Source organism: Xanthomonas sp. 3075, from assembly GCF_014197275.1.
Classification (GTDB): Bacteria; Pseudomonadota; Gammaproteobacteria; order Xanthomonadales; family Xanthomonadaceae; genus Xanthomonas; species Xanthomonas campestris_B.
The window spans coordinates 1-15,493 of the sequence record NZ_JACIFI010000035.1 but is presented as its reverse complement, the minus strand read 5'-3'; the positions used below and the strand labels follow the sequence as shown (position 1 = coordinate 15,493).

Annotated in this window: 8 protein-coding genes; 5 read left to right on the top strand and 3 right to left on the bottom strand. The window is 64.3% G+C overall.

From position 1 onward, the window contains the following. Nucleotides 1–60: 60 nt before the first annotated feature. Together GGR62_RS20170 and GGR62_RS20165 are read right to left on the bottom strand one after the other, a co-directional pair. Nucleotides 61–444 (bottom strand): hypothetical protein, encoded by a 384-nt coding sequence (locus tag GGR62_RS20170; RefSeq protein ID WP_184409605.1) that lies wholly within the window; start codon nt 442–444, stop codon nt 61–63. Beyond that, a complete protein-coding gene (locus tag GGR62_RS20165) occupies nt 441–3,782 on the bottom strand; it encodes a winged helix-turn-helix domain-containing protein (protein ID WP_184409604.1) in 3,342 nt (1,113 codons plus the stop codon). The genes GGR62_RS20170 and GGR62_RS20165 overlap by 4 nt, the downstream gene beginning before the upstream one ends. Nucleotides 3,783–4,075: 293 nt before the next feature. Here GGR62_RS20165 and fabV point away from each other — a divergent pair, with 293 nt between their 5' ends. Both fabV and GGR62_RS20155 read left to right on the top strand, forming a co-directional pair. Further along, entirely contained in the window at nt 4,076–5,284 is a 1,209-nt protein-coding gene (gene fabV, locus GGR62_RS20160) for an enoyl-ACP reductase FabV (RefSeq protein ID WP_184409603.1), read from the top strand. A 180-nt stretch (nt 5,285–5,464) separates the two neighbouring features. Further along, nucleotides 5,465–5,752, top strand: coding sequence for a hypothetical protein (locus tag GGR62_RS20155; RefSeq protein WP_184409602.1), 288 nt, complete (start codon nt 5,465–5,467; stop codon nt 5,750–5,752). A 172-nt stretch (nt 5,753–5,924) separates the two neighbouring features. Here GGR62_RS20155 and GGR62_RS20150 read toward each other — a convergent pair whose 3' ends face one another. Then, nucleotides 5,925–6,947 carry a sugar kinase gene (locus GGR62_RS20150; RefSeq protein ID WP_184409601.1) on the bottom strand — a complete coding sequence of 341 codons (1,023 nt, stop codon included), beginning with the start codon at nt 6,945–6,947 and terminating at the stop codon, nt 5,925–5,927. A gap of 285 nt (nt 6,948–7,232) precedes the next feature. Here GGR62_RS20150 and GGR62_RS20145 point away from each other — a divergent pair, with 285 nt between their 5' ends. The 3 genes from GGR62_RS20145 (at nt 7,233) to GGR62_RS20135 (ending at nt 15,404) form a co-directional block, all read left to right on the top strand. Then, the gene (locus tag GGR62_RS20145; protein WP_184409600.1) at nt 7,233–10,013 is read left to right on the top strand and encodes a TonB-dependent receptor; all 2,781 of its coding nucleotides are present in this window, start codon (nt 7,233–7,235) and stop codon (nt 10,011–10,013) included. 640 nt (nt 10,014–10,653) lie between these two features. Then, the gene (locus GGR62_RS20140; protein WP_184409618.1) at nt 10,654–14,496 is read left to right on the top strand and encodes a LamG-like jellyroll fold domain-containing protein; all 3,843 of its coding nucleotides are present in this window, start codon (nt 10,654–10,656) and stop codon (nt 14,494–14,496) included. Between the two features lie 278 nt (nt 14,497–14,774). After that, nucleotides 14,775–15,404 carry a hypothetical protein gene (locus GGR62_RS20135; protein WP_184409599.1) on the top strand — a complete coding sequence of 210 codons (630 nt, stop codon included), beginning with the start codon at nt 14,775–14,777 and terminating at the stop codon, nt 15,402–15,404. The last annotated feature ends 89 nt before the right edge of the window (nt 15,405–15,493 follow it).

Here is a 15,493-nt window from a genome sequence, read left to right as displayed (position 1 = left end):
CCCGGCAGCGAACCGTCAGGCACGGTGACTCCTCGGCATGCGTGTTGACGCGACCTTGGGTTACGGCGTGATTTGCGGATCGTTGCCGACCTGCGGGTCGCAGCTGAACCAGGTCTTCTTGTCCTTGCGGCTTTCGTCTTCGACGATGATGGTCAAGAAGATCAATGTCGGCACGCTATTGGCGTTGCTCACCTGCACGCTGCGGCCATCGGCACCGATCACCGGCGTGCCGATCTGCTTGAGCGCATCGGAACTGAGCAGGCTCCGGATCTTGAAGTGTTTGGGCACCACCTCTTCATCGAAGTAGTACAACAGTGTCGAGGCCCGGTCGGTCTTGTCCACAATCAGCAGATCCGGGGCGAAGCTGTAGAAATATTCGCCAGCACCGGTGTTACCGCCAAATCCCACGCGTGCCACGGTGAGCTTGATTTTGAAGTCCGTCATGACTTGTCCTGTTCCTTGAAAAGCGGGGCGTAGAGGGAGACGAATCCCGGGTGGCGGTAGCCCGCTTGATACAGCCATCCGAGCTGTTGCGTAACAACGGGGCGCTGGCCCAGGTGCACCTGCGCGCGAATCCAGGGGTCGAGCAGGTTCTTGTCGCGGCTGCTGCCGATGTCGTGGCCCATGAGCGTCACCGCGCGCTGCCAGGCCGCGCGCGCGCCAGCAGCGTCGCCGACGGCAGCGCGTTGTTCGCCGTGCCAGACCAGCGCCTGCGCCAACGCCGAAATACCGATCAGCTCGTCGGGCCTGGCACGGTGCAAGGTCTCCAGTCGCGCGAGAATCGGCGCAAGGCCGCCAGCGGCGACCGGGTTGCGCACGTGGTGCAGGCGCAAGGCGATGATGGCGTCCAGCCATTGCCATTCGGGAAGCGGCCGGGCCTGTTGCAGTAACCCGGCCATGGTCAGGCGGGCTTGATCGAGCTGCTGTTCGGCCGGGCCGGCCTGACCGTCCAGCGCCGCGACCCACCCGGCCTGTGCATGGGCATGCGCCAGATCGCGGCGCCAGGCGAGGTTGTCCGGTTGCAGCGCCACCAGCGGCGTCAGCATGCGAATGCTGTCCTGCGCATCGACCTGCGCCTGCGCCAGATGACCACGCGCCAGTGCCAGCGTGGAGGTGCGGATCAATGCGCCGGCCAGGCGCCGCTGCCAGGCGTGCGCCTCGCTGTCTTGCTCGACCAAGGCGCGCAGCATCGCGATCTGGTCGCGATATCCCTGCTCTGCGGGGGCCAGCAGCCCTTGCGCTTCCTGTGCAGAGCTCAGCCAGGACAGACTATCGATCAATTCGTAGCGCACCGCGGCGTTATCCGGCGTGCGCGCCAGCACCTGGCGTTTGAGCGCGATCGAGCGCGCAAAAAAACCGATCGCCGCCGTCGCCTGGCCTTCGCTGTTGGACAGCGTGCCGAGATTGTTGAGCGCGTACGACAACTCCAACTGCCAGCGAGGATCGTGCGGCGCCACCCGCACCAGGTGTTCGCAGGCGCTCAGATAGTGCGACCAGTACCTGCGTGCCACTGGCAGCTGTTTGCCCTGGTACGCCAGATACCCCAGCCAGTACGCGGCCTGGCCGGTTTCCGCCTGCGCATCCAGCGCATCGGGGGCACGTGCGCGCGCTTGCTCGGCTGCAGCGGCGGCACGCGTAAATGCCGCATGCGCCTCATCCAGCTTGCCCTGATTCATCAGCACTTCGCCGGTGGTGCGCAGGGCGCGCGCGTGGTTGATCAGATCACCCGTTGCCATGCCCGCGTCGGGCAGGTCTTCCAGATAGCGCAGCGCGCGGCTGCCCACGCTGTCGAGCAGTTTGAGATTGCCTACCGTGCGCAATTGCTCGGCCAGCTCGCCCAGCATGTAGCTCACCAGGCGCTGCGCCTGGTCGCGGCGTTGTTCGGCCAGCTGCTGGGCATGACGTGCTTGCCAGCCGAGCAGCAGCGACGCGCTTGCCAACATTACCAACAGCGTCGCAGCGGTGGCATACAGGCCACGGCGCCGCCGTTGCGAGCGTTCGCAGGCGTGCAGGAACGTATGCTCCAGCGCATCCAGATCCTGCGGCATCCACCGCGCCGCCTCGCGGGCTTCGCTCAGCGGGCGGCCGCTATTGAGCAAATGATCGGTGCGCCGGCCGTCGGCAGCCCAGCGGTGCGCGGCCTGCTGCAGACGTTTGCGCGCCTGCAGCAGGCGACGGTTTTCATGGATCCACTCGGCCGCGCGCGGCCATTGCCGCAACAAGGCTTCGTGCGCGACCGCAAACCCGGGCTCGCCGGCCACCAACGCGCTGACGAACAGGCGCGCATGCACGAACGCCTCCACCAGCACGCGTGTGGCGCCGGCATCGGGCAAGGCCGACCACAGCGCACGCCGTGCGGTCACCGCATCGCTGTCGGGGTGGATCACGCTCAGCAGCGTCAGCACCTCGCCGAGCGCCGCCTGCGCGGCGGCCGGCAATGCGCGAAACGTGTGCTCTGCATGATGCGCCAATGCGCCTTCCAGTCCGCCCATTGCGCGGTAGGCGGCGAAGGTCAGCAGGCCATCGTCGTTGCGCTGCGTGTGCAGTGCATGCAGCAAGTGCTGCAACAGCGGCAAGGCATCGGGCTGGCGTGCGGTGGCATCGCGCAGCACATCGTCCAGACGGCTGGCGTTGTCGCGATCTTCTTCGAAGCGCAGCCCGGCCATGGCCGCCGGCACGCGGATGATCTGGCCAATCTCGCCATCGCGTGGCGCCAACAGATCCACATGGCCGTCGCCGCGTTTGAGCTCGACGAGCTGCGGCACTGCCTCGATCAGGCGCGGATAGAAGTCGCTGCGGGTGAGCAGCAATACCGCCACGTGCGGGCTGCTGCATAACGCCTGCAAGGCAGCCGCCAATGCGAGCCGGTCGGCGTTGTCGATGCCGGGCGTGGCCACCAGCGCTTCGGCGTGGTCGATCACCAGCAGCAGATGACGTTGTGTGTGTGTGCTGTCGCGTGCCGGAGCGCTGTGCCGCATCGCCTCACCAATGGCCGCATGCAACGGGGCAGGCTGCTGCAGCCACGCCGGCAGCAGCGCCATTTGCGCGGGCGAAAACACCGCGCGTTCGCCCGGTGCCCAGTCGCCGAGTGCGCGCGCCAGCGTATCGCGCACATCGCCGCCACGGCACTGTGCCAGGTTGCAGTACGCCACCGCGCTGGCTTCCAGGCCATCCAGGCCGCCGGGTTGCGACAACAAGGGCACCACGCCGGCGCGCAGCAGCGAGGTCTTGCCGCAGCCGCTGGCACCGCTGACCAGCACCAGGCCGCGTTGGCTGTGCAATTGCGCGCGCAGTGCGGCCAGCACCTGCGCAATGGCGTGGCTACGGCCGAAGAACACCTGTGCATGCGCGGGATCGAACGCCTGCAATCCCACATACGGGTTGCCGTGTGTCCATGCCTGTGCGCCCAGCACCGCACCGCGATAATCGTCGGGAAACACGACCTTGGGCAGCAACCGATACCCGCGCTTGCGGATGGTTTCGATGTAGCGCGGTTGGCGGCTGTCGTCGCCGAGCTTGCGGCGCAGCTGGGCGATGGTCTTGTGCACCGGGTTGTCGCCGTAGAAACTGCCGTGCCAGACCTCGATCAACAGCTGCTCGGCGCTGACGACGTCGCCAGCGCGTTCGGCCAGCGCGATCAGTACCTCCATCATGCGCGGTTCCAGCGCGATGGTCTGGCCGTCGGCGATCAGCGCCAGCCGTTCCGGCTCGACCAGCAACGGGCCAAGCCGGAACCGTGGCACAGAGCCCAGCTGCGTGACGCGCTCGCTTCGAAGAGACATTCGCTCGGATACCGGTCGCACGGTTGAAGGGGCCTCGACGATCGCCCTCAGGCGCGGCCAGGCACGGCACGGCAGGCGCAAAAAATAGCACAGGCGTCGGGCAGGAAATCGATGGCGATCGCTGTTCGTTCGCGTCTATGCGCTGACGATGCCTGCCTGGTGCCGCGAGCGACGAGGCGATATCGGGCGTCTTCACGCGCATCCATACAGCAGCGTGTGTTGTGCCTCAGGCTGTTTCGCCGGCAAGCCAGCGATTAAGATGCGGCCAGCATCTTGCTGACGAGGAGTACACGTTGATCATCCATCCCAAAGTGCGCGGCTTCATCTGCACCACCACGCATCCGCTTGGCTGCGAGCGCAATGTGCTTGAGCAGATCGCCGCCACGCGTGCGCGCGGCGTGCGCAATGACGGCCCGAAGAAGGTGCTGGTGATCGGCGCGTCCAGCGGTTACGGCCTGGCGTCGCGCATCACCGCTGCCTTCGGCTTCGGTGCCGATACGCTGGGTGTGTTCTTCGAAAAACCCGGCAGCCCCACCAAGGCCGGCACCGCCGGTTGGTACAACTCCGCCGCGTTCGACAAACACGCCAAGGCCGCGGGCCTGTACAGCAAGTCGATCAATGGCGATGCGTTCTCCGATGCGGCGCGCGCGCAGGTCATCGAGCTGATCAAGACCGAGATGGGCGGTCAGGTCGATCTGGTGGTGTATTCGCTGGCTTCGCCGGTGCGCAAGCTGCCCGGCAGCGGCGAAGTGAAGCGTTCGGCGCTCAAGCCGATCGGCAACACTTACACCGCCACCGCCATCGACACCAACAAGGACACCATCATCCAGGCCTCGATCGAGCCGGCCAGCGAGCAGGAGATCGAAGACACCATCACCGTGATGGGCGGGCAGGATTGGGAACTGTGGATCGACGCGCTGGAAGGTGCAGGCGTGCTCGCCGATGGCGCGCGCAGCGTCGCTTTCAGCTATATCGGCACCGAAATCACCTGGCCGATTTACTGGCACGGCGCGCTCGGCAAGGCCAAGGTGGATCTGGACCACACCGCGCAGCGCTTGAATGCACGTCTGGGCGCCCACGGTGGCAGCGCCAATGTGGCGGTGCTCAAGTCGGTGGTGACCCAGGCCAGTGCGGCCATCCCGGTGATGCCGCTGTATATCTCCATGGTCTACAAGATCATGAAGGAAAAGGGCCTGCACGAAGGCACCATCGACCAGCTGGACCGCCTGTTCCGCGAGCGCCTGTACCGCGAAGACGGCCAGCGCGCCGAGGTGGACGACGAAAACCGCTTGCGCCTGGACGACTGGGAACTGCGCGACGACGTGCAGGACGCCTGCAAGGCGCTATGGCCGCAGGTCACCACCGAGAACCTGTTCGCACTCACCGACTACGCCGGCTACAAGCACGAGTTCCTCAAGCTGTTCGGTTTCGAGCGCGACGATGTGGACTACGACGCCGATGTGGAGACGGACGTAACGTTCGACTGCATCGAGTTGGGGTGAACTGAGAGCAGGGAGTCGGGAATCGGCATTTGGGATTCGCAACAGCGGTGGGTTGCTGCATTGCTGGTCTTCCGCGGACCCGAACTGCTTTGCGTCAAGGACGACCGGCACGCGATGCCGGTTGTCTTGCTGAGCTGATGTTACGAATCCCTAATCCCTAATTCCGAATCCCAGCTCCCAATGGACAAACTGATCGGATTTTTGGTGCTGGCTGTTCTGGTCAGTGTGGCGTGCGCCGTCGTGCTGCGGTTCGTCAGGTTGCACGGGTCACTCAAGGCAATTGCCAATCTGCTGATCACCACGGCCGTCGTCTGCACCGTGGTCATGCAGGACGCCTCTGCACCGCCCTGGAACCATGCACTGCTGATCACGCTGTTCTTCAGCGTACCGGCATCGCTCTGCGTGGTGGTGCTGGGCGCAGCACTCAACTGGATCACCAACAAACGCCGCGCCCGCGCGCCTGCCTGAGCGCATGAGCGCAGCGAACAACACCTAGCAGGCATCTGCCAGCCGCCCGCAGGCGCATCGGCCCTGAGCGCATCGCGCTTTGCAGGCAACCAACTGGGAAAGAGCGCCGAAAGCCAGCGCCCTTAAGCTCTTGCGATTCCCGATTCCCGATTCCCGATTCCCGATTCCCGATTCACCGCCGCACATCAAACCGCGCATCCCCCACACAGGCCTGCACATCGGCCACCGACAACGGATTGAAATCGCCGGGGATCGAATGCTTCAAACAGCCGGCGGCCAGGCCGAAGCGCACCGTGTCCTGCAGCGGCCAGCCTTCGATCAGGCCGTGCAGCACGCCAGCGGCAAACGCGTCGCCGCCGCCGATGCGGTCGATGATCGGTGTCAGTTCCTCGCTCGGCGCGCGCGCCACCTCGCCGCTGCGCGGCACCAGCATCGCGCCCAGGCTGTGGTGGTCCACGTTGTGCGCCACGCGCTGGGTGCAGGCCATCAACTGCAGTTGCGGGAACGCCGCAAACGCCTGCCGCGCGGCCGCTTCCACGCGCGCTTCCAGCGTGTCCTGCGGGAACTCGCCACCCAGCACCACGCCGATATCGCGGTAGTCGGCGAACACCACATCCGCACACGCGAACAGCGCATGCAGGATGCCGCGCGCGTCGCCCTGCCAGCGCTGCCATAACTTCGGACGGTAATTGCCGTCGAACGACACCTTGACCCCGGCCGCACGTGCGGCGCGTGCGGCCGCCAACGTGGCCTGCGCGACATCGGCACCCAGCGCCGGGCTAACCCCGGACAGATGTAGCCACTGCACGCCCTGCAGCAGGCTCGACCAGTCGTACGCATCGGCCGGCGCGAGCGCGAACGCGGAGTCGGCACGGTCGTAGACCACTTCGCTGGGTCGATGGATGGCACCGGTGGTCAAGAAGTACAGCCCCATGCGGCCGTCTACGCGTCGTACGTTTCGGGTATCCACCGCGTGCCGCCGCAATTCGCCCAGGACGGCGGCACCCAGCGGGTTGTCCGCCACCGTGCTGACCATGGCTACGTCGTGGCCGAAATGCGCCAGCGACACGCCGACATTGGCCTCCGCGCCGCCGCAATGCACATCCAGCCGAGGCTGCTGCAACAGCAGTTCGTGACCGGGCGCCCCCAGGCGCAACAGCAACTCTCCAAAGCACAGGATACGGGCACGACTCATGTGGCAATTACCTCGGCTATGTGGTGCGCCACGGGATGGGGGACCGTCGCGCATTGGGATGACCATCGGTGTCATTTTGGCTGGCACTGACCACCAGCTGACATGACCATGATGCGACGTGCAGTGACCCCTTGCACCCCTTTTCGGCAAATTCCCTGCCGTTTTCTGCTGCGCTGCAAGATGTTACGGAGTGATTCAGCTGGTAACGTCGTTTTGACCAGCGGTGTCATTGCCGCTCACATCCCGCTATTTCACATTGTTCATGGACCCTTGGGAGGGGAGGACATGCAATTTCGGACCACCAACCGGAAGACACCGGTTACCTTGCTGGCATTGTCGATCGGCCTGGCGCTGAGCGGCCACGTGGCGGCACAAGACGTTGCACAGTCACCCGCCGAACCGGCCGTCGACCTGGACACCGTCACGGTGACCGGTTACCGCGCCTCGGTCGAAAAGGCCCTGGACATCAAGCGCGGCGAAGCCGGCGTGGTCGATGCCATTGTCGCTGAGGACATTGGCAAGTTCCCCGACCTCAACCTGGCCGAATCGCTGCAGCGCATCCCCGGCGTGGTCATCACCCGCGATGCCGGCGAAGGCCGTGCCATCACGGTGCGCGGGCTGGGCCCGGAGTTCACCCGCGTGCGCATCAACGGCATGGAAGCGCTGACCACCGTCGGCGCCGGCGACCAGAGCGGCGGTACCAACCGCGGCCGTGGCTTCGACTTCAATGTGTTCGCCTCGGACCTGTTCTCGCAGCTGATCGCGCGCAAGACCGCCTCGGCCGACGTGGAAGAAGGCTCGCTCGGCGCCACCGTCGACCTGCGTACCGCGCGTCCGTTCGATTACGAGGGCTTCACCTTCGCCGCGAATGGCCAGGCCGGTTACAACGCCATGGCCGAAAAAGCCAATCCGCGTATCGCCGCACTGATTTCCAATACCTGGGCCGATAACACGTTCGGCGCGCTTTTCTCGGCGGCATACACCGAGCGAGAAGTGCTGGAAGAGGGTTCCAACACCGGCCGTTGGGCCAATGGGCCCAGCAACGGTGGTTTCAGTGCGGCCTCGCCGTTTGCCGCCGCGCGTTCGGCTGACGTGTACCACCCGCGATTCCCGCGCTATATCCAGCTGGAACACAAGCAAGAGCGTTTGGGGCTCACTGGTTCCTTGCAGTGGAAGCCATCCGATCGCACCACGGTGTCGCTGGACATGCTGTACTCCAAGATCGATGCCAAGCGCGACGAGCACTACATCGAAGCGATCTCCTTCAGCCGCGGCCGCGACAGCGGCATCCCGCGCCGTGCCGATCGCGACGGCAAGCCCGTCACCATCGTGCGCAACGGCGAGATCCGCAACAACGCGCTGGTCTATGGCGAGTTCGACAACGTCGACATCCGCTCGGAGAACCGCCACGACGAGTGGAATACCGAGTTCAAGCAGATCAGCTTCGACGTGGAGCATCGCTTCAACGATGCCTTCAGCGTCAATGCCCGGGTCGGCACCTCGCGCTCTGCGCACGAGAACCCGGTGCAGACCACCATCATCATGGACAAGTACGACGTCGACGGGTACAGCTACGACTATCGCGGCAACAGCCGCGCGCCAGTGCTGAACTACGGCATCGACCCGACCAACCCCGCCGGATGGGAACTAGCCGAGCTTCGCCTGCGTCCGCAGACGGTGGACAACGATTTCGATACGGCACAGATCGACTTCAACTGGAACATCAGTCCCGGGTTCCGCCTCAAGGGCGGCGTGCTGGCCAAGGATTACACGTTTGATACGGTGGAACTGCGTCGCGCAAGTGAAGTGGCGGTACCGACCTTCGCTGACGGCACACGCATCGTGCCGGTGGGCCTGACCGAACAGGCTGGTCTGAAGGGCATCAACGGCAGCCCTGGTGCATGGGTCGTCCCGAATCTGGATGCGGTGGCTGATCTTTTTGGCATCTACAGCAACAGCGGTACGTTTGCCGTGGCCCCGCGTGTCAACAACACGCGTAGCGTCGAAGAAAAAGATCGCGGCGTGTGGTTGATGGGCGAGTTTTCCACCGACCTGGGTTCCATCCCGCTGTCAGGCAACTTCGGCGTTCGCTATGTCCGGACCGAGCAGGAGTCCAATGGGTCACCTGTCATCAATGGCGTACCAACGCAGGTGACCGTCAGCCGCAAGTACAACAACACGCTGCCCTCGTTCAACCTGGTCGCCGAGCTGTCCCCTGACCTGCTGCTGCGTCTGGGTGCGGCCAAGGTCATGAGCCGTCCCGGCCTGGGCAGCCTTACTCCGGGCGTGACCGTGGCCGTGGCTGGCGGCGCGCGCACCGTGGCGGGCGGTAATCCGGACCTGGATCCGATCGAGGCCACCAATGTGGACCTGGGCCTGGAGTGGTACTTCAACGAAGGCGCCATGCTCGGTGTCGGCCTGTTCTACAAGGACATCGAAGGCTTCGTCCAGACGGCGCGCGAAGTGCGTCCGTATTCCACCAGCGGCCTGCCTGCCGAGTTGCTGGCCGGTACTGGTGCCAGTGTCAACGACGACTTCACCTTCAGCATCCCGCTCAACACCCCGGGGGGCGAGTTGAAGGGTGTCGAAGCCAACTACGTGCAGCCGTTTACCTTTCTACCGGGCAAGTGGGCCAACCTGGGCGTGCAGCTCAACTACACCTGGGTCGATTCGCAGATTCAGTACCTGGGTAGCAACGGCGCGCCGGTGATGAAGAACGATCTGCTCGGGCTGTCGCGTACGTCGTGGAACGCGACGCTGTTCTACGAAGGCGAGTCGTTTGCCGGCCGCGTGTCCGCCACCAACCGCGACGACTATCTCACCGCAGCGCCGGGCCAGGAGCAGGGATTCAACCTGGATGGCGTGCACGGTATGACTGGCACCACCATCCTCGACGCCTCGCTGCGCTACAAGATCAGCAAGCAGCTGGAGCTGAGCCTGGAAGGCATCAACCTCACCAACGAAGCCTCCGACGAGTGGGTATCGTCGCCGCGCACCGGCCAGCTGCCGTTGCAGTACACCGAAACCGGCCGCCAGTACCTGCTGGGCCTGCGCTACAAGTACTAAGGGTTGCCGGCCCGCTGCGTGTACGCGCAGCGGGCTTTTTCTTTCGGTCGATCGCCGCGGGTGGCGCGCATTCGGACCATTAGGCGATGCGATGGTGCGCTCATGGAGCGGCGGATAACACGTGCAGGCGTCGCATCAGCCGCGTGGGTTCGACACCGCTGGCCTGTGGCAAGACCGCGCAGGTTCGCCGCCAACGCCGTAGAGGACCAGGCAGCATGCAGATCCGTTTGCACCGCCGCGTTCGTGTGGCGAGCGCTTGCATCCGTGCGCAGCAACGGCCGCATCGCATTGGCCGTAGCCCGGAACATCGACACGTCCACCCGGCAAACCAGCGAGGACAGAAAACCGCGTCATGCCGCTGCATGCCGCATTGTGGGCGCGTGCCCAACGCCTACAGAATCAGCGTCTGTTGTATGACAACCGGGAGGGTGTGGTGTTGACCGACGTGATGCAATGCCGGCGCGCACCGCGTGGTCCATCCGTTGCACAACGCCCGGCCGGGTACGGGATTGAGGGGCGAATTTCCAGCCGGCGCATAGCCAACGGTGTGTCACGGTGTCCTGGCCATAGCGCCACGCGTGCGGTGACTGTTTTGCGTTTCGAATAAGACGAGGTGAGCGTGTCGAAGGTTTTGTTGGGAATGCTGTGCCTGATCGCGCTGCCGGTGAGCGCGGCCACCACCACCGCGCCGGAGCTGTTGTTCCGGGTCTCGGCCGACCGCAGCCTGCAGGCCGATGTGGCCCGTGGTGACGGTGTGCCCAACTTCCGCGACAAGATCGCCCTGGTGCCCACCGGCAAGCGCGGCAACGCCATCGAATGGGCCGATGACGGCGTGTTGTCGTGGAATGCGCCCGGTAATCTCTACACCCAACGCGGCACGCTGAGCTTCTTCTGGCGTTCGCGCTACCCGGTGGGCGAAGCGCCATTCGTGATCTTCCGCGTCGGCTATGCCGACCACACCAGTTGGGACATGGCCTGGCTGCGCATCGACTGGAACGGCCACGGCTTCGATGCCTTCGTCACCGACGCCAACCTCGCGCGCACCCGCGTCTCCTTCAAGCTGGATAAAAACCCCGCCGCCAGCGACTGGACCCACATCGCCTTTGCCTGGGACGAAACCCGCGGCGTGCGCCTGTACGTCGATGGTAAAGAAGCCGCACGCGTGGACTGTGGCGCGCCCTGCGCCAACGGCGGCGCGCTCGACTTCGACGCCGCGCTCGACCAGTTCGGCCTGGCCGGCCGCGTGATGTCGCCGCACCAGGTGCAGAGCCGCTACAACTTCCTGCGCGGCAGCGACTTCGACGAGATCCGCATCTACGACCGCATGCTCGACGCCAGCGGCGCTGCCGCGCTGGCACGCCTGCAGGAGCCCGCCAGCGCCGAGTCCGCAACCAGCGACGCACAACACGCCGCCTTCCTGCATCGCTTTGGCTGGGACAACGGCCACGCACCACCGCTGCTCGACGCACCGGTCACCCGCATCCGCAAGGTGGAATTCGCCGATGCGCGCGATCTCAAACAATGGATGTGGAAGGCCACCGACGGCATCGCCGAGACCACCTGGCCCGGCGTCTACAACCGCTCACGCCTGCCCGGGCGCAACGATTATTTCCAGCTGCCGGACTGGAACACCTACGTCGAAGGCGGCAAGGCGCTGGACCTCACCCTGCCGGACGAACCGTTCAACCGCATCGAGCTGCGCGGCGCCGCCTACGGCCAAGCCACTTACGCCGCACCCAACGCACAGGCGCAGCCGCTGTTCGCACGCAGCCAAGGCGTCGTACGCAGCGTGGACCAGTTCGCCGAGCGCCGCGGCGGCACGCTGCGCTTTGCCAACACCGCGCAGGAAACCCCCATCCAGGAAATCTGGGCCTATGACGTGCAGCCGGGCGACGTGCCCACCGGCAGCGCGCAGCTCAGCTACACCGTGCGCAGCGACATCCAGCCCGACTACGACAACCTCGCCCCGCTGCGCGATGTCATCGCCGGCCGCTACCCGCCAGGCGAGCGCCAGACCGTGATCGCGCTGCCCACCAAAGCGCCCGCGCGCAAGCGCCCCAGCGACAAGACCGCCGCCGGCAGCGCGCAGCAGCCCATCGTGCACATCCTGGTGCCGTCCAGCCTGGGCGACCCGCCGCCGGACCAGGCGCTGATGCGCAGCTGGTCCTACGGCTGGGAGAACATGCACGACGGCCTCGATGGCATCGCCATCACCCTGCCGGCGCTGAGCCTGCCGGCCACCCACAACGGCAGCATCCCGCTCAATATCCGCATCAAGGACCCCATCTGGCCCGCGCGCGACATGATCGACGTCTCGGTCGCGGTCGCCCCCGGCCAGGCCCGCACGCTGTGGCTGGACCTGCGCGACCGCATCCTGAGCAACGACAGCCTGATGCTCAGCATCGCCGCCGCCGCGCCCGGCTTCAACGCCAACGCGCTCGAAGGCACCCAGCTGCAGTTGGTGTTCAAGCCGCGCAACGAGGCCATCAAAGAGCACGTCGCCGACCGCTTCAATCAGGTCAAGGACAACTGGGGCTTTTTGGTGGAAGAACACACCACCTCCAAGCGCCAGCTGCTCTACAAGCGCCTGGACGCCGACATCACCGACCTGCTGCGCGTAGACCCGGACCACGCCCTCGGCCGCCAGTACTGGAACGACATCAGCTACGCCAACCAGGGCGAGTTGCCTGTCGATCTGCCCACCGTGCCCAAGGGCGTGCCCGCCTGGGCGTTCTGGCAGCTGCAAGACCTCAGCGCCACCCGCCGCTACATCCGCTGGTGGATCGAGCAGCGCCAGGTGGCCTACGGCGATTTCGGCGGCGGCATCTCGGACGATTCGGACCTGGTGCAGCAATGGCCCGGCGTCGCCCTGATGGGCGTGGACCCGGACATGCTCAACGCCTCCATGCTGGCGCTGTCCGATGCCAACTACCGCAACGGCATGTTCACCAACGGCCTATCCACCATCGAAACCGACGAACTGCATTCGTATGAGGAGGGCATCAACCTCAACAGCGCCCTGCTGTACCTCAACTGGGGCGACCCGCGCACCGTCGAGCGCCTGATGGAAACCGTCAAGGCCTTCGACACCATCATCCAGGTCAACCCGCAAGGCCACCTGCTGTTTGCCAGCAACTGGTTCGGCGGCCGCACGGTCTACCGCGAGCCCAACTGGCAATGGCAAAAACCGTACTCCTTCCCCATCGTGCACCCGGCCATCCTGCTGGGCGGCTATAACGCCGACCCCAACAGCCGCCGCATCGTCACAGGCCTGGCAGACGGCTATCTCGCCCACGCCTACACCAACGCCAAGGGCAACTGGGCCCTGCCCAACGAGATCAACTGGCAAACCGGCAAAACCCGCGGCGGCGAACTGTTCGAAGGCAGCGGCGGCGCCGACACCTTGCACACCTTCTGGGCCGCCTACCGCTTCACCGGCGAAGATCGCTATCTCAAGCCGATTAACTACCGCGTCGCTAACAGCGGCCCCAACGGCCTGTCGCTGCTCAACGAAAACTTCCTCGACGTCATGGGCAAGCGCAGCGACTGGAGCGCCAAGCTCATCGGCGCCGCAAATAAAGACGACGGCAGCGCCCCGGACTTCCCGCACCATGTGGCCTGGGAGCAGACCGGCAACCTCGAGTATCTCGCCGCCATCTACCGTAGCGAGGCACGCGAGAAACAGCAGAACTTCTACATGAACACCGAAGGCCACTGGTGGAGCGACCGCGTGGAATCCCCCACGGTCAACCTGCAGCGCGCACGCCTAGGCGGCGTGGCGCTCAAGCGCAACCAGACCTATCCCGGCCACACCGTCAGCTGGCGCTTCAATGACCCAGAGGCCGCCACCCAAGTGGCCATCGCCATCCCCGCACCCCGGCAAGACCGCTTCACCGTCATCGCCTACAACACCTCCAGTAAACCTCAGCGCGCCAGCATGACCGGCTGGAACGTCGCGCCGGGCCAATGGCGCATCACCCAAGGCGTGAGCAAAGCCAACGACGGCAAGCTCGACAGCAACGCCAAAACGCAAGAAGTCGCTTTCGAAAAAAGCGCGGCCATCGACATCGACTTCCCCGCAGGCCGCACCACCGTCCTGCAGCTCGAACGCATCGCAGCCACCACCCCGGTCGAACTACGCCCAGACCTGGGCATCGGCCACGGCGATGTGCGCGTGACCGCCGATGCCATCGAAGTGACTGTGCACAGCCTCGGCCATGCCGATGCGCCGGCCGGGTTTGTGGTGCTGGAGGATGGGCGGGGGAAGGAGTTGGCGAGGGTAGGGTTTCCGGCGCTTGCCGCGCCACGCGATCTGCAGCCAATCACCACACTGGTGCGCCTGCCGCTAACCAACGCCGCAAACCTAAAAGCCGTGCAACTACGCGTCATCACCGATGGCAACACTGCAGAGATCACCGACCTCAACAATAAGCTGTCGCTACCAACCCCAACCCCCGCGCCAACGACAAAAAACATCCCATAACCAAACTCACCAATCCCTTCTCCCGCACGCGGGAGAAGGTGCCCGAAGGGCGGATGAGAGCAAAGCCGATAAAGCCAACGATCACTCGCGCAAGCGCATTGACGCAGTCCAAAAACTCGGCGAGGATCGAGGCACGCAGTATGTAATGCAGCCGCAAAGCCACACATTTCTTCAGGGGGAAGAAACAATGTTGAGCAAGGCATCGAGCATCTTTTGGAAGTCAATCTGCCCAAGTTTCTGCTTTAATTGAACCGTTGGGTCCATCAAAGGAACAATTGATGCGAAGCGTTAAGACAAGACGCCGCTACGGCTATTGGCGCGAGTTGCTGGAACAATGGGTTTTCTTGGTCGAGCGCGTCCATCGGGTCACGGGAGAGAAACATGCCGTCTATTCGTACAAAGAGAGAACGAACGTTGGCCTTCTTGCGGCCGCAGCAACTGCGAACGGATGGGTCGCTTTAGAAGAGTGCCGCTCCGATAAGTACGCAAAAACTGATAGTGACGAGATATACCAAGGTCGATCTGATCTAAGAATTTGGCGGGACAAGCGTCACCACGAGATCGAAGCAAAGTTTCTAAGAGTCGCACTTACATCCTCGTCGACCACTCGGCTTACTAAAGCCTCCGAGCGTTCAATCAATGATGCTGCCCGCTCGGTAGAGTCCGGAGACAAGTTTGATCGAAAGATTGCTGTCACGTTCGTCGTTCCGACATTGACGAATGCACAAGCGGACAGCTTGTCAGCCGATACAATACTCGATCACCAAAAACGATTATTAGAATTTATTAGCAAAGGGAAGCCTAGCTTTACGGCATATGCATTTCCTGGGATCGCACCGGCCGTTGGTTCTCCCAATCGGAAGGCGCTTGGTATCATCTTGTTCGGCGCAGAGCCAATTGATGCCTAGAGCGTGTTATGAACTTTGCTCTTGTCACGCTAACGTATGCGGATGAAGCCTCGTAAGCCATATCCGACCGATATCTCCGACGAAGAATG